The organism is Streptomyces sp. NPDC048420 (assembly GCF_040651535.1).
Taxonomy (GTDB): Bacteria; Actinomycetota; Actinomycetes; order Streptomycetales; family Streptomycetaceae; genus Streptomyces.
Genome location: NZ_JBEZKG010000007.1, coordinates 130,949 through 152,238, shown reverse-complemented (window position 1 = coordinate 152,238; position 21,290 = coordinate 130,949). Strand labels below are relative to the sequence as shown.

The following is a 21,290-nucleotide window of genomic DNA, read 5'->3' as shown; positions in this document are numbered from 1 at the left end:
GCATGCTCCTCCGGAGGGGGGACCGGGGGCTCGATCGCCGCGCTGCTGGGGAGAGTGAAGCGCGTGCGCCACCGGCCGTCGCGCTGCCGGATGCAGCCGGGGTGGGCCGGCGGGAGGGGGAGCCCAGCCTGATGAGTGTGCCGGGCGGGCCGGCGCCCGGCGCCCCTCGGTGGCAGGTGAGGTGGCAGTGGCCGTTCGTCGATGCGCTCCTGTCCTGGTCGGCACGGTCGGTGCAGTCGTGCTGCGGATCGGGGACGAGGACCGACGGCGCGGCATGCCGAGTCGGATGAGTCCGCGCGTGGCGTGGGGACGTGGGTGGGCTGCACGGGAGCGGACCCCGTGAACGGGCCTGCGTCGGGACGGGTCCGACGTCTGGACCGGTGTGAGTTCGCGGGTCCTGCCTCCGTCCTACGGCCTTCCGCGTGCCCCCCGACGCAGGCCACCCCCGCCCCGGGCGCGGGGAGGGGGTGGGGACCGGCCGGCCGTAGGTCAGGCCGTGACCGTCTCGCCCGGCAGGGCCAGGTCCAGGGCGATCGCGCGGTCGTCGCCCGTGTGGGTGGCCGAGGAGGCGAGGGGGCCGTGGCCGGTGGCGCGGGCGGCGAGGACGTAGGCGCCCTGGGCGGGGACGGTGAGGACGTATGTGCCGTCGTCGGCGGACAGCGTCGCCCCCGCCTGCCGTCCCCGCCGGTCGATCAGCGTCACCTTGGCGCGGGCGACCGGAGCCCCGGACGCGTCGAGGACACGGCCCCGGAACCCCCGCAGAACCTCCTCGGCCCGCTCCAGATTCGCCTCTTCCTCACTGCTCGCCCGCAGCTGCGGCGCCCGGTTCGGCTTCGGCAGGAACAGCGCCATCAGCAGGCCGATCGCCACCGCGCCGGTCGCGATCAGGAAGGAGACCCGGAAGCCGTGCATGGTCGGTATCTCCACACCGCCGACGGTGTTCGCGGTGTTCGCCAGCACCATCCCGATCACGGCGCTCGACACGGACGTACCGATGGAACGCATCAGCGTGTTGAGACCGTTGGCCGCGCCCGTCTCCGAGGCCGGGACCGCGCCCACGATCAGGGCGGGCAGCGAGGAGTACGCGAGGCCGATACCGGCGCCCAGCACCACCGCGATCACGAGGCTCTGCCAGGCCGCGCTCATCAGGCCGAGGCCCGCGCCGTAGCCGATCGCGATGATCAGCATGCCGAGGATGAGGGTGACCTTGGGACCGTACTTCGCGGACAGCCGGGCGTAGACCGGCGCCGTGAGCATCATCGTCAGGCCCAGCGGAGCGACCAGCAGGCCCGCGGTGACCATCGACTGGCCGAGACCGTAGCCCGTCGCCTTCGGGAGCTGGAGCAGCTGGGGAAGGACGAGCGAGACGACGTAGAAGGAGACACCGACCATGATCGACGCCAGGTTGGTGAAGAGGACCGCCGGGCGGGCGGTGGTGCGCAGGTCGACCAGGGGGGCCTTCAGGCGCAGTTCCATCACGCCCCACAGGACGAGGACCACCGCGGCGGCGGCGAAGAGGCCGAGCGTGGTCGCCGAGGTCCAGCCCCAGTCGCTGCCCTTGGTGATCGGCAGGAGGAAGAGGACGAGTCCGGTGGAGAGGCCGATCGCGCCGAGAACGTCGAAGGTGCCTTCGGCGCGCGCAGGGGACTCCGGTACGACGAGGAGGGTGAGGACGATCGAGAGGGCGCCCAGGCCCGCGGCGCCGTAGAAGAGGGCGTGCCAGTCGGCGTGCTGGGCGATCAGCGCGGCGAGGGGCAGCGCGAGGCCGCCGCCGACGCCGATCGAGGAGCTCATCAGGGCCATGGCCGAGCCGAGCTTCTCGCGGGGCAACATGTCCCGCATCAGGCCGATGCCGAGCGGGATCGCGCCCATGGCGAAGCCCTGGAGGGTGCGGCCGGCGATCATCGTGAGCAGGTCGCTGGTGAGCGCGCTGACCAGGGCGCCGGCCACCATCACGGCGAGGCTGAGGATGAGCATGCGTCGCTTGCCGTACAGGTCGCCGAGGCGGCCCATGATCGGGGTGGCGACGGCGCCCGAGAGCAGGGTGGAGGTCAGGACCCAGGTGGCGTTGCTGGGCGCGGTGTCCAGCAGTTGCGGCAGGTCCTTGATGACCGGGACGAGCAGGGTCTGCATCACCGCGACCACGATGCCCGCGAAGGCGAGCACCGGGACGACAGCGCCGGACGCTCTCCGGGTGGGCTGGTCGGTCGGCGTGTGCGTCATGTGAGGGAGGCCTCCGGGCCTGGAGATCGGGCTGTGTGGGACGTGGACTCTGGTTACGTGTGGCTTGAACTACGTATGCATGGGCAACTATTCCGATGCTTCGGCGTACTAACGAATTCTTTATATTCTCTTGGGGAAGTCGGGGCCGGTTGAGACCATGGCGGTCATGCTCGAAGCCGCTGACGCCACCCGCAGACCCCCTCGTGTCCGCTCCGCACCCCCCGCCTGGCTGGTCGTGGCGCTGGCGTGCGCGGGCCAGTTCCTGGTCGTGCTCGACGTCTCCGTCGTCAACGTGGCGCTGCCGTCCATGCGCGCCGACCTGGGCATGAGCGCATCAGGGCTCCAGTGGGTCGTGAACGCCTACTCCATCGCCTTCGCCGGGTTCATGCTGCTCGGCGGCCGGGCCGGTGACCTCTACGGCCGCAAGCGGATGTTCCTGGTCGGCCTCGGCCTGTTCACCGCGGCCTCGCTGGCCGGAGGCCTGGCCCAGCAGGGCGGGGAACTGCTGCTCGCACGGGCCGCACAGGGCCTCGGCGCGGCGGTCCTCGCCCCCTCGACGCTGACCATCGTGACCTCGGCCGTCCCCGAGGGCGCCGCGCGTGCCCGGGCCATCGCCACCTGGACCGCCGTCGGCGCGGGCGGCGGAGCGGCGGGCGCGTTCTTCGGCGGACTCCTGGTCGACACCCTGTCCTGGCGCTGGGTCCTGCTGATCAACGTCCCCGTCGGCGGCCTGGTGTTCCTGGGCTCGCTGTGGTGGCTGAACGAGAGCCGCAGCGGCGACCGCCGGCGCCTCGACCTGCCGGGCGCGCTGCTGGTCACCGGGGGCCTTGCGGTGTTGGCGTACGGCATCTCGCAGACCGAGGCCGAGGGGTGGACGGCCGCCGCCACGCTGGTCCCGCTGGCGGTCGGGCTGGTGCTGATCTGCGGGTTCCTGCTCGTCGAGTCCCGTACGGCCGCCCCGCTGATGCCGCTCGGCCTGCTCAGGGTGCGGGCCGTGGCGTCGGCGAACGCGGCGATGTTCCTCAGCGGGTCCGCCCTCTTCTGCACGTGGTACTTCATCACGCTCTACGCCCAGAACGTCCTCGGATACTCCCCGCTGGAAGCCGGACTCGCCATGCTGCCGAGCTCCCTGGCCATCGTGCTCGGCTCCAAGCTCGCGCCCCGCCTCATGCACCGGCTCGGGGCCCGCCGGGTGGCGGTCCTGGGGACACTCGTCGCGGTCACCGGTTACGGCTGGCAGTCGACGATGACCGGGGACGGCGGCTACGTCACCTCGATCATGGGTCCCGGGATCCTGATGATGCTGGGCGCGGGCCTCGCCTCGACCCCGCTCGCCTCGCTGGCCACCTCCGGGGCGGCGCCGGGGGAGGCCGGGCTGGTGTCCGGGCTCGTCAACACCTCGCGCACGATGGGCGGCTCGCTGGGGCTCGCCGTGCTGTCGACGCTGGCGGCGGCACGGACAGGTGGTGCGGGTTCGCCGGAGGCGCTGACGGAGGGATACGCCCTGGCGTTCCGGGTGGGGACAGGGGTGCTGCTCGCCGGGGTGGTGCTCATGCTGGTGTGGCTGCCTCGGAAAATTCCGGTGACGTGAGGCAACGGTCCGGGCCGCTCATGGACTCCTTTAGACATCTAGGAGGTGCCCATGGGGGATCGGAAACAGGCTCGGGACGAGGAGTTCCAGAGCTTTGTCATCGGCCGCTGGCCGCGGCTGATGCGGACGGCATTTCTCCTCACGGGGGAGCAGCACGCCGCGGAGGACCTGGTCCAGTCGACGCTCGAACAGGCCTATGTGGCCTGGCGCAGGGTCGGCTCGGCGGACGATCCGGAGGCGTATGTACGGCGCGTGATGATCAACGCGCACGCGCGCAGGCACCGCAGGAGGCTCAGGGAGTTCCTGGCCCCCAAGGACGACTCGGGGCTGGTGCGCGAGATCGCCGACACCGGTGACCGCATCGCCCAGGCCGAGGACCGCAGCGCCCTGCTGAAGGCGCTGGCGGAGCTGCCGCCCCGGCAGCGGGAGGCGGTGGTCCTGCGCTACTGGGAGGACCTGACCGAGACCCAGACGGCCGAGGCGATGGGCTGCTCGGTGGGCTCGGTGAAGAGCAACGCGGCCAAGGGGATCGCGAAACTTCGCGCCATACCCGGACTGGCCGACATGGTGACGCAGGGAGGGCGGAAGTGATGAGCGCGGACCGGGAGAACCAGGACATGAGCAACAGCGACATCGCCCTCCTGCTGGCCGACGCCGCGGACGAGGTCGAGATCGGCATAGCCCCCTACGAGGCGGTGATCCGCGGTGGCCGTCGGCGCCGGGCCCGTCGCTGGGCGGTGGCCGCGGCGACGGCACTGGTCCTCGCGGGCTCCTCGGCGACGCTCGCGGTGGCGGGGCTGCCGGGCCGGGACGGAGGCCAGGTGGCGACCCAGCCGCCCCTCCTGGCTGACGCCGACCCGTCCAGGGCCCTGCGGACCACGCTGGCGACCGGCACCGACCAGGGCACCAAGTGGCGGGTCCTGATCGACGTGTGGTCGGCCCCGCACGACGAGAAGCAGGCCGAGGCCCAGCGCGCCGCCATGGCCTCGCGCGGCCAGACCCCGCCGGACGCCCACACCGCCTCCGACCTCATCGGCAAGATCACGTACTTCGTGTACCGCGACTACGGCGACAGGGCGACCAAGGTCATGGAGAACACGGTCCCCGAGTCGGACACCATGGCCGGCACGGACCTCATCTCCGGCTCGGTCCCGCTCCAGCCCGACGACAAGGCGGACATCCGTCTCGTCATCGGCTACATCGCCAAGACCGCCGAGCGCGTCAACTGCACCTGGACGAACGGGACGGCGACGGTGGTGGAGAAGGCCGGCCCCGGGAGCGGCACCGACGTCCAGGCGATCCGGTCTCCGGAGGGCTCCCCCTACAACTGGTTCGTGTGCCTGGCACCGCGGGGCGCCGAGTACAAGACGGCGGAGGTGATCGGGTAGGGAGCCGCCGGGCTCACAGCCACCCCTGCTGCCGGGCTGCCCGTACCGCCTCCATCCGGTTGCGGGTGCCGGTCTTGCCGATGGCCGCGGAGAGGTAGTTGCGGACGGTGGACTCGGAGAGGTGGAGCCTGTCGGCGATGTCGGCGACCGTCGCGCCGTCCGTGGAGGCCTTGAGGACGTCGCACTCGCGGGCGGTGAGGGGGTTCGGCCCGGCACTGAGGGCGGCCGCCGCGAGCGCGGGGTCGATCACCGTCTCGCCGGTCAGCACTCGGCGGATGGACGCGGCGAGCTCCTCCACGGGGCCGTCCTTGACGAGGAAACCGGCGGCACCCGCCTCCATGGCCCGCCGCAGGTAGCCGGGCCGGCCGAAGGTGGTCAGGATCAACACCCGGCAGTCGGGCGCCTGGTCGCGCAGCTCGGCGGCGGCGTCCAGACCGCTCTTGCCCGGCAGTTCGATGTCGAGGAGCGCGACATCGGGCCGGTGGGTGAGCACGGCGTCCACGATCGCGTCCCCGGCCGCGATCTGCGCCACGACCTGGATATCCGGCTCCATCCCGAGCAACAGCGCGAGCGCCCCCCGCATCATCCCCTGGTCCTCGGCGAGCAGCACACGGATGGACTTGGCGGGACGGTGATTGCGGGGCATCTCGTTCACGGCCCAAGAGTAGGGGCGCCGAGGGGCGGTGGGGTCCGGCGCCGGTGCGCTGATCGCGCGTGGTCTTTGAGAACTGCAGAGCAGATGGGGGAGTTGAGAAGTCGGGAAGCCGTGTGGCGTGACGGGGTGCGTCAACCGACCTGGACCTCGCGCGTGGTCTCCGCCGACCCGTCGGGCTGTGTCGGCCCCACCGACTCGACCGGCAACTCGGCCCGCACCACGAACCCACCCCGTGGCCCAGGCCCGGCCTCCAACCGCCCGCCGGCCGCGGCCAGCCGTTCGGTGAGCCCCTTGAGACCGGTACCGCCGATGCCCGGAACGGACGCGAACGCCGGTGTCGTAACCGGTGGTTCGGGGGCGGGGCTTCCGGGGAGGCGGGCGTCGGAGGGGTGCTCGGGGCCAGTGGCCGGACCTGCTTTCAGGGCTCGTCCCGTGCGAGAGGCCGCCTCGGTGAGAGTGGCCGCCTCTGTGGGAGTGGCCGGTTCCGTGCTCGTGGCTTGGCCTGTGCCAGTGGGCGGTCCCGTGGTGGGGGTCGGCTCCGAGTGGATGGCTTGACCCCTATGACCGGCCGCCTCCGCTTGGCCCGGGTGACTGGCCGCCTCCGCATGACCCGTATGACCGGCCGCCTCCGCTTGGCCCGTGTGATTGGCGGCCTCCGCATGACCCGTATGACCGGCCGCCTCCGTGCCCGTGGTCGGCTCCCTGCCCGACGCCGGTCCCGGTCCCGCCACCGGCTCACGCCCCACGGTCGGCCCCGTGCCCGCTGCTGCCCCCGGGCCGTTGTCCCAGACCCGCAGCCGTACCCGTTCCGCAGACCCCTCCACCGAGATCTCGCACCGCCCCGCCCCGCTGTGCCGTACCACGTTGGTCACCGCCTCGCGTACCACCCAGCCCAGCAGGACCTCCGTCTGGGCGGTGAGCGGGGGCCCGGAGCGGTGGACGGTAGGGGTGATGCCCGCCGCGCGCAGGGCCGATGCGGCGCGGTCGAGGTCCGTGCTGAGGCTGCCCTCGCGGTACCCCGTCACCGCCTCGCGGATCTCGGTCAGCGCCTGCCGGCCGACCGACTCGATGTCGGTGATCTGGACGAGCGCCGCGTCCAGGTCACGGGGCGCCAGCCGCCGGGCCGCCTCGGACTTCACCACGATCACCGACAGCGTGTGTCCGAGGAGATCGTGCAGATCGCGGGAGAACCGCAGCCGCTCCTCCTCGACCGCACGCCGGGCCAGTTCCTCCCGGGCCTCCCGCAACTGCCGTACCGCCTCGGAGAGGGACATGATCGCGGCCGTCACCATCGTGGAGATCCAGGTGGCGTACGCGGTGTCGAGCCCGCCCCAGCCGTCCCGCAGAACGGAGGCCACGCCGGCGACCACGGCGACGACCGTACCGACCCAGCGCAGGTGCGGCAGCCGCACCACCGCGCCCGTCGCGAGCCCGAACAGGGGGAAGAACAGCAGCCAGTTGCCGCCGTACCCCATCGCCAGACCGCAGGTCACCAGGCCCATCAGCACCAGCGCCACCCGCGTGGAGGTTGCCTCCCGGGTCTCCTTGCGGAAGGCGCGGAAGGCGACGTAGATGTACAGCGAGTTGAAGGTGAACAGTCCGAGACCGCCGATCCACGGGCTGGGTGTCTCGCCCTGGAAGAGGTTGGAGAAGGCGCCCATCCCCAGCAGCAGCCAGGGCAGCAGACCGAAGCCGCTGCCGAGGCCCGCGTTGGTGGGGGTCTCCCCGGCCTTCCGCGCGGCCTTGTACTCGGCCTTGAGGCGGTCCTTGTTCGCCGCGTAGTAGCGCTGGTGCTCCCGCGCCGCCCGGACGTCCTCGCGGATCGCGTCCACGCGGCACGAGAGTTTGTGCGACCAGGACATGACCGTTCCTCCGCTCAGAGGTCCCCCGCGTGGCACCGGGGCGACGGGACCACGCTACGGATCAGCTCCCTCGCCCGGCAGAGGCGGATGTACGCACTCGGGCAGGACAAATGTCACGGGTGCCGGAGCCAGGAGGAGCCACAGACCTGACACTCCGTCAGGAGCCTTCACAAGTGCGGTGCGCTCGGCTATACAGAGGGCGCCGGACTGGAACGCGTTCTAGATCGGCCCGTGACGACCTCGGTGCGGCCGACGGTGCGGACGGCCGTACCGGGGTCTTGAATCCGTCACTGTCAGGAGCCGTATGCCCATCGATGCCGCCACAGCCCTCGCCGCCGAGCCCCGGACCGGTGAGATCTCCTGGACCTCGAAGGACGTCCAGCTCTACCACCTCGGGATCGGGGCGGGCTCGAACCCCGAGAAACAGAATCCGGCCACCGATCCCGACGAGCTGCGCTACACCCTCGAATCCCGGCTGCACGTCCTGCCGAGCTTCGCCACCGTCGCGGGCTCGGGCTCGCCCGGAGTGATCAGCGGACTGTCCATGCCGGGCATCGAGGTCGACCTCGCCCGCGTCCTGCACGGAGGCCAGTCGCTCACCCTCCACCGACCCCTCCCGGCCACCGGCACCGCCACCGCCACCAACCGGATCGCCGCCGTGTACGACAAGGGCAAGGCGGCCGTCCTGGTCATGCGGACCGAAGTCGCCGACGCGCAGGGCCCGTTGTGGACCAACGACGCCCAGATCTTCGTACGGGGAGAGGGCGGCTGGGGCGGCGACCGGGGACCCTCGGCCCGCCTGGAGCCCCCCACCGGTGAGCCCGACCGGACCGTCGAGCGCCCGATCCGCGAGGACCAGGCCCTGCTCTACCGACTCTCCGGCGACTGGAACCCACTGCACGCCGACCCGGAGTTCGCCAAGGTCGCAGGGTTCGAACGGCCCATCCTGCACGGGCTGTGCACCTACGGCATGACACTCAAGGCGGTCGTCGACACACTGCTCGGCGGGGACGTGACCCGGGTGCGGTCGTACGTCACCCGGTTCGCCGGGGTCGTGTACCCGGGGGAGACCCTGCGGATCCGGATGTGGCACGGGCCGGAGTCCACCAGGGTCGCCGTCTCCGCCGTCGAGCGGGACGACGCGCCCGTCCTCGCCGACACCATCGTCGAACACTCCTGAACCCTGGATGACCCTGAGGGGAGCCGCACCATGCGCGCAGCCGTACTGCACGAGATCGGCCAGGAAAAGCTCGAAGTCCACGACGACGTCGAGGCGGTGGGGTTCGGCCCCGGCAGGGTCAGGATCCGGGTACGGGCCACCGGGCTGTGCCACTCGGACCTGTCCGCGATGGGTGGCGTCCTCCCGCAGCCGGCGCCCTTCGTCCCCGGACACGAGGGCGCGGGCGAGATCCTCGAAGTCGATGAGGGCGTCAGCACCTTGAAGCCGGGCGACCGGGTCGTCGTCTGCTGGCTGCCGGCCTGCGGCGCCTGTCCCGCCTGCAAGCGCGGTCAGACCGAACTGTGCCTCGCCGGGTTCATGAACGCGGGCACCCCCAACTTCCATCGCCCCGGCGGTGATGTCTTCGGCTTCGCGGGCACCGGCACCTTCGCCGAGGAGGTCGTCGTCGACGCGGGCTGCGCGGTGCCGATACCCGACGACGTGCCCTTCGACATAGCGGCGCTGATCGGTTGCGGGGTCACCACCGGACTCGGCGCCGCGCTCAACACCGCGGACGTGGAGGCCGGTTCGTCGGTCGCCGTCATCGGCTGCGGGGGCGTCGGCATCTCCGCGATCCAGGGCGCTCGGCTCAAGGGAGCCGCCGAGATCGTCGCCGTCGACCCGGTCGCCTCCCGCCGCGAGGCCGCCCTGAAGTTCGGCGCCACCCGGGCCGTCTCCCCGGACGAACTCGCCGACGCCAAGCAGCAGGTGACCGCGGGCGAGGGCTTCGACTACGTCTTCGAGGTCGTCGGCAAGTCGGCCACCGCGCGGACGGCGTACGACACCACCCGGCGCGGCGGCACCCTCGTGGTCGTCGGCGCGGGCGCCATGGACGACAACCTCCAGCTCAACATGTTCGAGCTGTTCTTCGACGAGAAGCGCATCCTGCCCTCGATGTACGGCGGCGGGGACGTCCTGCGCTCCTACGAGCGGACCATCGCCCTGTGGCGGGCGGGCCGCGTCGACCTGGACGGCCTGATCACCCACCGGGTGCCGCTGAGCGAGATCAACGAGGCGCTGGACCAGATGCGTTCGGGGACCTCGCTCCGTACCTGCATCGAGATCTGAGGGCCCCGCATGACACAGCCAGGGGCACTGCCACTCGACGGGCTCGCGGCGATCGTCACCGGCGCCGGCCGGGGCCTGGGCCGGGCCGAGGCGCTGGAGCTGGCCCGGCTCGGCGCGGCCGTGGTCGTCAACGACTACGGACAGCCGGGCCGGGACGGTTCCGGCGAGGCCTCCGACGGCCCCGCCGAACAGGTCGCCGACGAGATCCGGGCCGCGGGCGGGCAGGCGGTCGTCCACACCGGAGACGTGGCGGACCACCAACAGGCGGAAAAACTCGTTGAGTTGGCGGTCAGCGAGTTCGGCAAGCTCGACATCCTCGTCAACAACGCGGGCATCCTGCGCGACCGCATGGTCTTCTCCATGACCGAGGGCGAGTGGGACGCGGTGATCCGGGTCCACCTCAAGGGCCACTTCAACACGACCCGGTTCGCGGCCGCGCACTGGCGCGAGCGGTCCAAGGCGGCGGGCGCGCCGGTGTACGGCCGTATCGTCAACACCTCCTCGGAGGCCTTCCTCGCCGGGTCCGCCGGACAGCCCAACTACGCGGCCGCCAAAGGCGGAATCGTCGGACTCACCACCTCCACGGCGCTCGCCCTCGCCAAGTACGGCGTGACCGCCAACGCCATCTGCCCGCGCGCCCGCACCCGGATGACCGAGGACGTCTTCTCCGGAGCGGGCTTCGAGCAGCCCGAGTCGGGACTCGACCCCCTCGCCCCCGAGCATGTCGCCCCGCTCGTCGGCTACTTGGCCTCACCCGCCGCTGAGCGCGTCAACGGCCAGCTGCTCGTCGTACACGGAGGCATGGTGGTCGTCGTCGAACGGCCGCGGGTGCAGGCCAAGTTCGACAGCAAGCAGGACGCGTTCACCTACGACGAACTGGACGCGCTGCTCACCCCGCACTACGCGCGGCGGCCGGCGGGGGAGACGTTCGCGGCGGCCGAAGTGCTGGGTCTCAAGCGGGAGTAGACGCGCAGGGGCCCCGCCCTTCACAGGAGGGGCGGGGCCGTGCGCCGTCTGCCCTCAGGCCGCGGCCTCGGTCTGCTCGACCGACTTGCGGTGACGGCCGCGCGGGGCCGTCTCGCTGTCCTGGACCGAGACCGGGCCGCGGTGCCTACCGTGGCCGGTGGACTCCTGGACGTCGGCAGTCGACTGGTGCTTGCTGGCGTCGCTCATCGGAAGTAATTCACCCCGTCAACATGATCTTTCTTACAGCGGGGCGAGTTTAACCGGCCCACCACGGGGCGAATCCAGACGGCCACACCAACCGGCACTAGTTCGTTACAAGATTGCCCAACGGTGCTTGCTGCAAAGGCACGGGACGGGCCACGACAGGCTCCGGAGGATCCGGTGGGGGTGCCTGTGCGGCCGTACCGCCGGCGCCCTCCGGATCCTCCGGGCCCGTTTCCCCCGCCCCCGTTCCCCCCGGGCCCCCCGCTTCCCCAGTGGGGGCCCCGCCGCGCGAGGGCACCGCCCACCGCGCCACCCCGCACGGCGTGTCCGCCGTGGCGTACGGCAGCAGCAGCTCCCCGTCCTCGGTCCACAGCCCGGCGCCCGCCAACCACCCCTCGGGCGCCGGGAGATGCTCGACCTGCCGGGCGGCGGGCCGCCACACGCCCACCCAACTGCCCATCGGGCCGTCGATCCGCAGCGCCACCCCGCAGCTCTCCGGCATCAGCACGTGCCCCGGCTGGATCGCGAACGGCGTCACAGCGCAGTCCGGCACCCGCAGGCACTCCGGGAAACGCACCGGCAGCGTGCTGCCCAGCACCCCCCAGCCCAGCCGCTCCCGCCCCGGCGAGGGCGCGTCCGAGGAGATCAGCAGCAGCCCGCTGTCCGGGTCGGCGAGCAGCAGCCGGTCGTCGCTGTCCTCGGCGATCTGGAGGAGAGGGGAGACCTCGCCACCCCGCTCCAGATCGACCACCACCGCCTTGGTCCGCCCGCCGACCTCCCGGTCGAGCACCAGCATCCGTCCGGCCCGGTCCAGCCACACCCCACCCGAGCAGCGCCCCGGGAGTTCCGCGAGGTGCTCGGGCCCGAAGGCCCCGCCCGCGACCAGCCACACGGCGCTGGAGCGCAGGCCCACGGCCAGGGCGTACGCCTTCTCACCGCCCGGCGCCGGCGGCAGCAGCCGTAGCACCGTCCCCTGGTCCGGGCACTCCACCGCGCCCAGCGGCAGCTCGCCCGTCTGCGGCCCGGTCGGGTACAGCAGCGAGAAGTTGTGCCGCCCGTCCGCGAACCGCCTGATCAGCACCCGACCGTCGCCCATCGGCTGCACCTCGGTGCCGGGCTCCTCGGGCTGATGGGCGGGCAGCGGCACCGCGTAGGGTTCCGGGCCGTCCAGGGTCCAGCGCTCCGGGAACCACGAGCCACCGACGTGGGCGAGCCGGGCCGCGTAGGAGCCGTCGGCGGTGATCACGCACCCCGTCCGCGGAGAAGCCCTGCCGGTCCCACGCTCCGCCAACGGTGAACCTCCGCCCGTCCCGCCGTCCGTCCGCGGTGAACCTCCGCCTGTCCCGTGCTCTGTCCGCGGAGGACTTCCGCCTGTCCCGTGCTCTGTCCGCGGAGGACTTCCGCCTGTCCCGTGCTCTGTCCGCGGAGGACTTCCGCCTGTCCCGTGCTCCGTCCGCGGAGGACTTCCGCCTGTCCCGTGCTCCGTCCGCGGAGGACCTCCGCCCGTCCCGTGCTCCGTCCGCGGAGGACCTCCGCCCGTCCCGCCCTCCGCCAACGGTGAACCTCCGCCCGTTCCGCCGTCCGTCCGCGGTGAACCCCGCCCGTCCCGCCCTCCGCCAACGAACCCCCGCCCGTCCCGCGCTCCGTCCGCGGAGCCTCCCCGTCCTCGGTGATCACGTGCTCCGTCCGCGAGGTCGCCCCGTCTTCGGTCGCCCCGTCTTCGTTCGCCGCCGAGGGTTCGATGGCACAGGCCGTCATCGTCCGGTCACCTCCGGCCACGAAACTAGTTTTCGCAAGCACAGGCGTGGGACCGGCAGGCATTCGCTTCACACAAAGGGGTGGCCCAGGAACGATTCGCCTGAGGGAACCGGGGCGACTGTGCTGAGCGCGACTGCCGTGGGCGGCTCAGGTTCAACGGGGTAGACCAGGCAGGTAGCCTTTTCCCCGTGCCCCGTCTGTCTGAAGTCATCGCCGCGCTGGAGACCCTGTGGCCCGCCGCGCGGGCCGAGTCCTGGGACGCCGTCGGCACCGTCGTGGGCGACCCCGACCAGGAGGTCACCCGGGTCCTGTTCGCGGTCGACCCGGTCCAGGAGATCGTCGACGAGGCGGTGAAACTGGGCGCCGACCTGCTGGTCACCCACCACCCCCTCTACCTGCGCGGCACGACGACGGTCGCCGCGAGTCACTTCAAGGGCCGGGTCGTCCACACCCTCATCAAGAACGACATCGCGCTGCACGTGGCCCACACCAACGCGGACTCCGCCGACCCGGGCGTCTCGGACGCCCTCGCGGGCGCGCTCGACCTCCGTGTCGTACGACCGCTGGTGCCGGACCCGACGGACCCGGAAGGGCGTCGGGGCCTGGGCCGGGTGTGCGAGCTGGACCCTCCGACGAGCCTGGGTGACTTCGCCGCCCGCGCCGCCGCACGCCTGCCCGCCACCGCGCAGGGCATCCGCGTCGCAGGCGACCCCGAGGCCACCGTCCGCACGGTCGCCGTCAGCGGCGGCTCCGGCGACAGCCTCTTCGACCAGGTCCGCGCGGCCGGCGTCGACGCCTTCCTCACCGCCGACCTGCGCCACCACCCGGTGTCCGAAGCGGTCGCCCAGACTCCTCTCGCGCTGCTCGACGCGGCGCACTGGGCCACCGAGTGGCCCTGGTGCGAGCTGGCCGCCGCCCAGCTCGACGAGATCTCCGACCGCCACGGCTGGGACCTGCGCGTGCACGTCTCGAAGACGGTCACCGACCCCTGGACCAGCCACTCCCCTTCACCTGGAGCCCCCAACTGAACGCCGCGCCCGCCGACCAGATCCGACTCCTCGACGTCCAGGACCTCGACGTCCGCCTCCAGCAGCTCGCGCACAAGCGCAGGTCGCTGCCCGAGCACGCCGAGATCGAGGCGCTCACCAAGGACGCCACCCAGCTGCGCGACCTCCTCGTGGCCGCGCAGACCGAGGAGAGCGACACCGCCCGCGAGCAGACCAAGGCCGAGCAGGACGTGGACCAGGTGCGTCAGCGCGCCACCCGCGACCAGCAGCGCCTGGACTCCGGTGCCGTCACCTCCCCCAAGGACCTGGAGAACCTCCAGCGCGAGATCACCTCCCTCGCCAAGCGCCAGGGCGACCTGGAGGACGTGGTCCTGGAGGTCATGGAGCGTCTGGAGTCCGCGCAGGAGCGGGTGGCCGAGCTGACCGAGCGGGTCGCCTCCGTCCAGTCGAAGATCGAGGACGCGACCGCCCGCCGCGACGCCGCCTTCGAGACCCTGGACGGCGAGATCGCCTCGGTGACCAAGGAGCGCGAGGTCATCTCGGCCTCCGTCCCCGCCGACCTCCTCAAGCTCTACGACAAGCTCCGCGAGCAGCAGGGCGGCATCGGCGCGGCCAAGCTCTACCAGCGCACCTGCCAGGGCTGCCGCCAGGAGCTCGCCATCACCGACATCAACGAGATCCGCGCGGCCGCGCCCGACACCGTGGTGCGCTGCGAGAACTGCCGCCGCATCCTGGTGCGCACGTCCGAGTCCGGCCTGTAAGGAGCTTGGGGCGTGCGGGAGTTCATCGTCGAGGCCGACGGCGGCTCGCGGGGCAACCCCGGGCCCGCCGGGTACGGCTCCGTGGTGCTGGACGCGGCGACGGGGGAGACGCTGGTCGAGACGTACGAGTACCTCGGCGTCGTCACCAACAATGTCGCCGAGTACCGGGGCCTGCTGGCGGGCCTGCGCGCCGCGCACGACCTGGACCCGTCCGCCTCGGTGCACGTCCGCATGGACTCCAAGCTGGTCGTCGAGCAGATGTCGGGCCGCTGGAAGATCAAGCACCCGGACATGAAGCCGCTGGCGTTGGAGGCGGGCCGGGTGTTCCCTCCGGGGCAGGTCACATACGAGTGGATCCCGCGCGAGCAGAACAAGCGGGCGGATCGATTGGCGAACGAGGCGATGGACTCCGAAGGTTCGGCGAGTTCGGTACGGAAGCTGTCCGACGCCGACGCCAAGGCCGACGTACGGGCGGCCAAGGCCGTGGCGAGCCCCGGTTGGGCCCCGGCCGACATGGGCGCACCGGCCACCTTCGTGCTCCTGCGGCACGGCGAGACCCCGCTGACTCCCCAGAAGCGGTTCTCGGGGCGCGGCGGTACGGATCCCTCCCTCTCCGATGTCGGAAGGGAACAGGCCGAGCGGGCGGCCGAAGCGCTGGCCAGGCGAGGCACGATCCAGCACATCCTGGCCTCGCCGCTGACCCGTACCCGCCAGACCGCCGCCGCCGTCGCCGAGCGGCTCGGTATCGAGGTCACCGTCGAAGACGGCCTCATCGAGACCGACTTCGGCGCCTGGGAGGGCCTCACCTTCGGAGAGGTGCGCGAGCGCTACCCCGACGACCTGACCAAGTGGCTCGCGGACCCCGAGGCCGAACCCACCGGCGGCGGCGAGAGCTTCGCGGCCACGGCGACCCGGATCGCCGCGACGAGGGACAGGCTCGTGGCGGCGTACGCCGGCCGCACGGTCCTGCTCGTCACCCACGTCACCCCGATCAAGACGTTCGTCCGCCTCGCCCTGGGCGCCCCGCCCGAGTCCCTGTTCCGCATGGAACTCTCGGCGGCCTCGATCTCGGCGGTCGCGTACTACGCCGACGGCAACGCGAGCGTACGGCTCCTCAACGACACGTCACACCTGCGGCCGTAGACCGGGAAGGCCGGAAAGCCCGGGAAGCCCGGGAAGCCCGGAAAGCCCGGACGCATCCCGGGCCAGGTTCTCGACCCGCTCCCAGTCCCGCGCGGCGATCGCGTCCGCGGGCAGCATCCAAGTCCCGCCCACACAGCCGACGTTGGGGAGGGCCAGGTACGCGGGGGCGTTCCCGGCCCCGATCCCACCCGTCGGACAGAACCGCGCCTGCGGCAACGGCCCCGACAGGGACTTCAGATAGGCCGTACCCCCGGCCGCCTCCGCGGGGAAGAACTTCATCTCCGTGACGCCCCGCTCCAACAGCGCCACGACCTCCGAGGTCGTCGACACCCCCGGCAGGAACGGCACCCCGGACCCCCGCATCGCCTCCAGGAGTACGTTCGTCCAGCCCGGACTGACGAGGAAGCGCGCGCCGGCCGCCACCGAGTCCTTTACCTGCTCCGGCGTGATGACGGTCCCGGCCCCGACCACCGCGTCCGGCACTTCCCCGGCGATCGCGCGGATCGCGTCGAGCGCGACGGGCGTCCGCAGTGTCACCTCGATCGCGGGGAGCCCACCGGCGACCAGGGCGCGGGCGAGCGGTACGGCGTCGGAGACGTCCTCCAGGACGACGACGGGGACGACGGGCGCGAGATCGAGCAGGGAGGCATGCGGGGAGGAGGCCATGGCGTCATCATGACCAAACGCTGCACCTTACGCAAAGGTCATTGCATTCTATGCAACGCCAGTCCATGCCGTCAGTGGATCTCGTCCACCAGCACGTCCAGCGACCATGCCTGCCCCGCCTTCACGGGCGCCTGCGCCTCCACCACATACCCGAGCTCCCGCAGCGCCTCCACCAGCTCGCCCGGCCCTGTCGGCGCGACCCCCGCCGACAGCAGACTCCGCACCATCCGCCCCTTCGTCGCCTTGTTGAAGTGGCTGACGACCTTCCGGGTCGGCGCGTGCAGCACCCGTACGGTCGCCGTCCGCCCCGCGACCTCGCCCTTCGGCTTCCACGCGGCCGCGTACGCGGAGGACCGCAGATCGAGCACGAGCCCGTCCCCGGCGGCCTCGGCGAGAACGGAGGCCATCGGCGCCCGCCAGTGCGAGCCCAGCGCCCCGAGCCCCGGCAGCTTGACCCCCATCGAGCAGCGGTAAGACGGAATCCGGTCGGTCACCCGGACCGCTCCCCAGAGCCCCGAGAACACGAGAAGGGAACGCCGGGCACGCTTCTTCGCGGTCGCGTCGAGAGAAGCCAGGTCGAGGGCGTCGTAGAGCACACCCGTGTAGATCTCCCCGGCGGGGCGCGCCCCGGCTGTCCTCAGCTCGACGTTCTTCGCGACCTCGCCCCGCAGCCCCTCGCTCAGTCCGAGCACCTCGCGCGCCTTCTCCTCGTCGGCGGCGCACAGTTCGACGAGCGCGTCGAGGACGGCCTCCCGACCCTCGTTGAGCCCCGGCAGCGACAGCGACTCCAGCTTCAGGGGGGCGCCACGACCGGAGGACGCCTTGCCTTCGGAGGGCGGGAGCAGGACCAGCACGGATGATCTCCTTCTGTTGAGCTCCGGACAGCGTACGGGGCCCGATCTGCTTACCCTCGCTGTATGCCCCGCCGCCGCATACGTGTGACCGACGTCCCGCTACGGGCCGCCTTCGCCGCCCTGCGCACCGAACTCGGCGTGCCGTCGGACTTCCCGCCCGCGGCGCTGGCCGAGGCGGAGCGGGCCCCGCTGTCCGGGGCTCACGTGGACGCGGCCGACATCCCCTTCTTCACCATCGACCCGCCCACCTCCACAGACCTCGACCAGGCGATGCACCTCTCCCGGCGAGGCACCGGCTACCGCCTCAGGTACGCGATCGCCGACGTCGCCGCCTTCGTCGTACCCGGATCGGCGCTGGACGCGGAGACCCACCGGCGCGTGATGACGCTGTACTTCCCGGACTCACGCGTCCCCCTGCACCCCGCGCTGCTCAGCGAGGGAGCCGCGAGCCTCCTCCCGGACCAGGTGCGCCCGGCCGCGCTGTGGACGATCGACCTCGACGCGGAAGGCCGTACGACGGGGGCCGACGTCCGCCGGGCGCTGGTCCGCAGCCGGGCCAAGCTGGACTACGAGGGCGTGCAGCAGGCGATCGACACCGGGACGGCCGAGGAACCGCTGGTGTTGCTGTCTGAGGTGGGCCGGTTGCGGGAGGCGCTGGAGGTCGAACGCGGCGGGATCTCGCTGCGGGTCCCCGAGCAGGAGATCGTCGAACGGGACGGCACGTACGAACTCATGTACCGCGCCGGAGTGCCCGCCGACGGCTGGAACGCCCAGATCTCCCTGCTCACGGGCATGGCCGCGGCGGACATGATGCTGGCGTACGGCACGGGGGTGCTCCGGACGCTCCCCGCGGCTCCCGACGGCGCGGTGGGCCGCCTGCGCCGCACCGCACACGCCCTGCACATCGACTGGCCGCACCACATGTCGTACGCGGCGCTGTTGCGGTCCTTGGACCCGACGACTCCGCACCACGCGGCCTTCCTCCAGGAGTGCACGACCCTGCTGAGGGGCGCCGGCTACACGGTCTTCCGCGACGGAGTCCTGCCCGCCATCACCACCCACGCGGCGGTGGCCGCTCCATACGCCCACTGCACGGCCCCGCTGCGGCGCCTGGTCGACCGGTACGCGTCGGAGATCTGCCTGGCGGCGTCGGCGGGGACGGCCGTACCGGACTGGGTGCTCACCGCTTTCGAGGCGCTGCCTCGCGAGATGTCCGAGGGCGGCCGCCGTGCGGCCACGGTGGAACGGGCGTGCGTCGACATCGTCGAGGCGGCGGTGCTGAAGGACCGGGTGGGGGAGGTGTTCGACGGGTGCGTGGTGGACGTGGACGAACGCCGACCGGATGTGGGGACCGTGCAGTTGGAGGCACCGGCGGTCATGGGCCGGATCGACGGGGAGGGTGGTCTGGCGCTGGGCGAGCGGCTGCGGGTGAGGGTCGTCCGGTCAGATCCGGGGACTTCGAAGGTGCGCTTCGTGCCTGCTTGATCGCATGTAGTCCGACCTTGATCGCATGTAGTCCGACTCGCATGCCACCAGTACGTTGACGTCGCGGGAGGGTCAAGAGATGGCCCCGGTACCCCCTCGTGCAGGTGATCTTCTGGGGTCGCGCTCCGCCGGCTGGCCGCGGAAACGTTGGATCGCGGTATGGCACTGGATGCGTTCACGCGGAAGCTCGTCCTGGACTGGTTCGTGAACCTGGACACCCCGGAGGGTCTCAGAGTGGAACTGGTCGAGGGGGAACTGGTGTTGGCCCCGGTCCCGGACGGCAACCACGAGCACTGCATCAGCAGGATCGTCGGCCAGATGCACCGCTGCTCCCGGACTGACATGCAGTTCTCAGGGACGAAGGGGCTGAAATTGCGGAGCGCCGACGCCTGCCCCCAGGATCACGTCATCCCGGACGGTACCTTCGTTCCCAAGGAACTGCGGCTGTTCCGGGGAGCCGATCCGTGGATGCCCTGCGACGGCGTGGTCATGGTGCTGGAGGTGACCTCCCGGAACCCGCGGCTCGACCGCGAGACCAAGCGACGCTGCTACGCCCGCGCCGGGATCCCCCTCTACCTGCTGGTCGACCGCGACACCGCATGGACCACGCTGTTCAGCGCCCCCGGCTCCGACGATTACCAGGAGCACCGGGCCGTCGCCTTCGGCAAGCCCCTGCCTCTCCCGGAACCCTTCGCCTTCGACCTGGATACCGCGGACTTTCTCTGACCGCTGAGGCGTTGCACCCAGAGGGCGATGACAGGGGGCGGCGCGTATGGAACAAGCACTGTGGACAAGAGCACGGCTGGGCCGCTGCGGCCCCCCACTCGATCTCCTGACCGCCCGCTTCGACAAGCACATCTACGCCCCGCACGCCCACGACGAATACACGATCGGCGTCTGCGTAGGCGGCTCGGAGCTCATCGACTACCGGGGCGGCCACATCCGTACGGGCCCCGGCTCGATCGTCGTCCTGGCCCCCGGCGAGATACACACGGGCGGCCCCGGCACCACGACCGACGGCTACGCGTACCGGGCCCTGTACGCGACCCCCACCCTGCTGACGGACGATGCCGGCCTCCCACACTTCCGCGAGCCACTCCTCGACGACCCCGAACTGGCCGCAGCCCTCCTCTCGGCCCACACCGAACTCAGCGCCTGCCCCGACCCGTTGGAGACGGAGTCCCGCTTCCCCTGGCTCCTGACGGCCCTCGCCTCCCGCCACTCCACGACACGCGTGACGACGTGCGTGATCCCCGGCGCGGAGGCGGTGGCGAGAGCGGTACGCGACCGCCTGGCCGACGAGTTGGTGTCACCCCCGTCCCTGGCCGACCTGGCCGCGGACCTGGGCCTGTCCCGCTACCAACTCCTCAGGGCCTTCCGTACGACGATGGGGGTGCCGCCGTACGCATGGCTGGCCCAGTACCGGGTCGGCAGAGCTCGCGGCCTGCTGGAATCGGGACTCCGCCCCTCGGAGGTGGCCGCCTCAGTGGGCTTCGCGGACCAGGCGCACCTGACGCGCTGGTTCCGCCGCGTACTGGGGGTGACCCCGGCGGCGTACCGCAACAGCGTTCAAGACGCGAGCCGTTGACGGCGCTGACGATGTCCGCATGACTGCACGCGGCTGGTTCCTGTTCTCCCTGATGGGAGTGGTCTGGGGCATCCCCTACCTGATGATCAAAGTGGCGGTGGACGCCCCGCTGTCGGCGGCGATGGTGGTGTTCGTACGCTGCGCCCTGGGCGCGCTGCTCCTGCTCCCGTTCGCTGTCCGGCAAGGCGGCCTGTTCGATGTCGTACGGTCGCACTGGCGCCCCATGCTGGCCTTCGCGGTCATAGAGATCATGGGCCCCTGGTACACGCTGACGGACGCGGAACGGCACCTGTCCAGCTCGACGGCGGGCCTGCTGATAGCGGGCGTACCGATAGTCGGCGTGGTCCTGGCCCGCTTCTTCGGCGACACGGAACGGCTGGGGGCGAGGCGGGTGACAGGCCTGGCACTGGGCCTGGCGGGTGTAGGGGTGCTGACGATCCCGCACCTCACCGGGGGCGACGCGAAGTCGATGGCGGAGGTGCTGGTGACGGTGGTGGGCTACGCGACGGCACCGCTGATAGCCGCGAGGCATTTGAAGGACGTCCCGTCCCTGCAGCTCACGGCGCCGTGCCTGGCGTTGGCGGCCCTGGTGTACGCCCCGGGAGCGGCACTGACCTGGCCTTCCTCGATGCCCTCCGCCTCGGTCCTGGCGGCGTTGGCCGGCCTCGGGGTGATCTGCACTGCGGTGGCCTTCGTCGCCTTCCTGGAACTGATCAAGGAGGTCGGCCCGACGAGGGCGACGGTGATCACGTACGTCAACCCGGCGGTGGCGGTGGTGGCGGGGGTGCTGTTCCTCTCGGAGCCCCTGACTGTGGGCGTCGGCGTGGCCTTCGCCCTGATCCTGACGGGCTC

General features: G+C 71.7%; 19 protein-coding genes and 1 pseudogene. 13 read left to right on the top strand and 7 right to left on the bottom strand.

The window, feature by feature from the left end; all coding sequences use genetic code 11:
* Positions 1 to 489 precede the first annotated feature (489 nt).
* Positions 490 to 2,223, bottom strand: a complete 1,734-nt coding sequence (locus AB0D34_RS14195) for an MFS transporter (RefSeq protein WP_362661210.1) — start codon at positions 2,221 to 2,223, stop codon at positions 490 to 492.
* A 166-nt stretch (positions 2,224 to 2,389) separates the two neighbouring features.
* Here AB0D34_RS14195 and AB0D34_RS14190 point away from each other — a divergent pair, with 166 nt between their 5' ends.
* From AB0D34_RS14190 to AB0D34_RS14180, 3 genes are read left to right on the top strand one after another with little or no spacing between them, the layout of a single operon-like run.
* Positions 2,390 to 3,814, top strand: a complete 1,425-nt coding sequence (locus tag AB0D34_RS14190) for an MFS transporter (RefSeq protein ID WP_362661208.1) — start codon at positions 2,390 to 2,392, stop codon at positions 3,812 to 3,814.
* Between the two features lie 51 nt (positions 3,815 to 3,865).
* Positions 3,866 to 4,405 carry a SigE family RNA polymerase sigma factor gene (locus tag AB0D34_RS14185; RefSeq protein WP_362661206.1) on the top strand — a complete coding sequence of 180 codons (540 nt, stop codon included), beginning with the start codon at positions 3,866 to 3,868 and terminating at the stop codon, positions 4,403 to 4,405.
* Complete coding sequence (locus AB0D34_RS14180; RefSeq protein WP_362661205.1) at positions 4,405 to 5,202, top strand: hypothetical protein; 798 nt, start codon at positions 4,405 to 4,407, stop codon at positions 5,200 to 5,202. The genes AB0D34_RS14185 and AB0D34_RS14180 overlap by 1 nt, the downstream gene beginning before the upstream one ends.
* Before the next feature lie 13 nt (positions 5,203 to 5,215).
* Here the strand turns inward: AB0D34_RS14180 and AB0D34_RS14175 are convergent, their stop codons facing one another.
* The gene (locus AB0D34_RS14175; RefSeq protein WP_362661644.1) at positions 5,216 to 5,848 is read right to left on the bottom strand and encodes a response regulator transcription factor; all 633 of its coding nucleotides are present in this window, start codon (positions 5,846 to 5,848) and stop codon (positions 5,216 to 5,218) included.
* Between the two features lie 140 nt (positions 5,849 to 5,988).
* Positions 5,989 to 7,689: a histidine kinase gene (locus tag AB0D34_RS14170; RefSeq protein WP_362661643.1), complete on the bottom strand. Its 1,701-nt coding sequence runs from the start codon at positions 7,687 to 7,689 to the stop codon at positions 5,989 to 5,991.
* Positions 7,690 to 8,023: 334 nt separating this feature from the next.
* Here AB0D34_RS14170 and AB0D34_RS14165 point away from each other — a divergent pair, with 334 nt between their 5' ends.
* The 3 genes from AB0D34_RS14165 to AB0D34_RS14155 are packed head-to-tail and all read left to right on the top strand — an operon-like array spanning position 8,024 to position 10,972.
* The gene (locus tag AB0D34_RS14165) at positions 8,024 to 8,899 is read left to right on the top strand and encodes a MaoC/PaaZ C-terminal domain-containing protein (RefSeq protein WP_362661203.1); all 876 of its coding nucleotides are present in this window, start codon (positions 8,024 to 8,026) and stop codon (positions 8,897 to 8,899) included.
* A gap of 30 nt (positions 8,900 to 8,929) precedes the next feature.
* Positions 8,930 to 10,006 carry a Zn-dependent alcohol dehydrogenase gene (locus AB0D34_RS14160; RefSeq protein WP_362661201.1) on the top strand — a complete coding sequence of 359 codons (1,077 nt, stop codon included), beginning with the start codon at positions 8,930 to 8,932 and terminating at the stop codon, positions 10,004 to 10,006.
* A gap of 9 nt (positions 10,007 to 10,015) precedes the next feature.
* Positions 10,016 to 10,972, top strand: coding sequence for a 3-oxoacyl-ACP reductase (locus tag AB0D34_RS14155; protein ID WP_362661199.1), 957 nt, complete (start codon positions 10,016 to 10,018; stop codon positions 10,970 to 10,972).
* 54 nt (positions 10,973 to 11,026) lie between these two features.
* On the opposite strand, the gene AB0D34_RS14150 is transcribed toward AB0D34_RS14155, so the two are convergent.
* Positions 11,027 to 11,179 (bottom strand): hypothetical protein, encoded by a 153-nt coding sequence (locus tag AB0D34_RS14150; RefSeq protein ID WP_362661197.1) that lies wholly within the window; start codon positions 11,177 to 11,179, stop codon positions 11,027 to 11,029.
* A 97-nt stretch (positions 11,180 to 11,276) separates the two neighbouring features.
* The gene (locus AB0D34_RS14145; RefSeq protein WP_362661195.1) at positions 11,277 to 12,467 is read right to left on the bottom strand and encodes a hypothetical protein; all 1,191 of its coding nucleotides are present in this window, start codon (positions 12,465 to 12,467) and stop codon (positions 11,277 to 11,279) included.
* 655 nt (positions 12,468 to 13,122) lie between these two features.
* Here AB0D34_RS14145 and AB0D34_RS14140 point away from each other — a divergent pair.
* Genes AB0D34_RS14140 through AB0D34_RS14130 form a run of 3 tightly spaced genes read left to right on the top strand, consistent with a single transcriptional unit; the run spans position 13,123 to position 15,845 of the window.
* Positions 13,123 to 13,962, top strand: a complete 840-nt coding sequence (locus tag AB0D34_RS14140) for a Nif3-like dinuclear metal center hexameric protein (protein WP_362661193.1) — start codon at positions 13,123 to 13,125, stop codon at positions 13,960 to 13,962.
* On the top strand, positions 13,959 to 14,702 hold the full coding sequence (locus tag AB0D34_RS14135) for a C4-type zinc ribbon domain-containing protein (protein ID WP_362661641.1): 744 nt from the start codon (positions 13,959 to 13,961) through the stop codon (positions 14,700 to 14,702). The genes AB0D34_RS14140 and AB0D34_RS14135 overlap by 4 nt, the downstream gene beginning before the upstream one ends.
* Positions 14,703 to 14,714: 12 nt before the next feature.
* Complete coding sequence (locus AB0D34_RS14130) at positions 14,715 to 15,845, top strand: bifunctional RNase H/acid phosphatase (protein ID WP_362661191.1); 1,131 nt, start codon at positions 14,715 to 14,717, stop codon at positions 15,843 to 15,845.
* On the opposite strand, the gene eda is transcribed toward AB0D34_RS14130, so the two are convergent.
* Together eda and yaaA are read right to left on the bottom strand one after the other, a co-directional pair.
* Positions 15,828 to 16,511: a bifunctional 4-hydroxy-2-oxoglutarate aldolase/2-dehydro-3-deoxy-phosphogluconate aldolase gene (eda, locus tag AB0D34_RS14125; protein ID WP_362661189.1), complete on the bottom strand. Its 684-nt coding sequence runs from the start codon at positions 16,509 to 16,511 to the stop codon at positions 15,828 to 15,830. The genes AB0D34_RS14130 and eda overlap by 18 nt on opposite strands.
* Positions 16,512 to 16,582: 71 nt before the next feature.
* Positions 16,583 to 17,365 (bottom strand): peroxide stress protein YaaA, encoded by a 783-nt coding sequence (yaaA, locus tag AB0D34_RS14120; RefSeq protein ID WP_362661187.1) that lies wholly within the window; start codon positions 17,363 to 17,365, stop codon positions 16,583 to 16,585.
* A gap of 63 nt (positions 17,366 to 17,428) precedes the next feature.
* On the opposite strand from yaaA, the gene AB0D34_RS14115 reads away from it, so the two are divergent.
* From AB0D34_RS14115 to AB0D34_RS14100, 4 genes and pseudogenes are all read left to right on the top strand, one after another.
* Positions 17,429 to 18,850 (top strand): RNB domain-containing ribonuclease, encoded by a 1,422-nt coding sequence (locus AB0D34_RS14115; protein ID WP_362661185.1) that lies wholly within the window; start codon positions 17,429 to 17,431, stop codon positions 18,848 to 18,850.
* A gap of 159 nt (positions 18,851 to 19,009) precedes the next feature.
* The gene (locus AB0D34_RS14110; RefSeq protein ID WP_362661183.1) at positions 19,010 to 19,576 is read left to right on the top strand and encodes a Uma2 family endonuclease; all 567 of its coding nucleotides are present in this window, start codon (positions 19,010 to 19,012) and stop codon (positions 19,574 to 19,576) included.
* Positions 19,577 to 19,622: 46 nt separating this feature from the next.
* Positions 19,623 to 20,438 carry an AraC family transcriptional regulator gene (locus tag AB0D34_RS14105; protein WP_362661182.1) on the top strand — a complete coding sequence of 272 codons (816 nt, stop codon included), beginning with the start codon at positions 19,623 to 19,625 and terminating at the stop codon, positions 20,436 to 20,438.
* Positions 20,439 to 20,457: 19 nt separating this feature from the next.
* A pseudogene (locus AB0D34_RS14100) lies at positions 20,458 to 21,240 on the top strand (DMT family transporter); the annotation flags it as partial.
* Positions 21,241 to 21,290 lie beyond the last annotated feature (50 nt).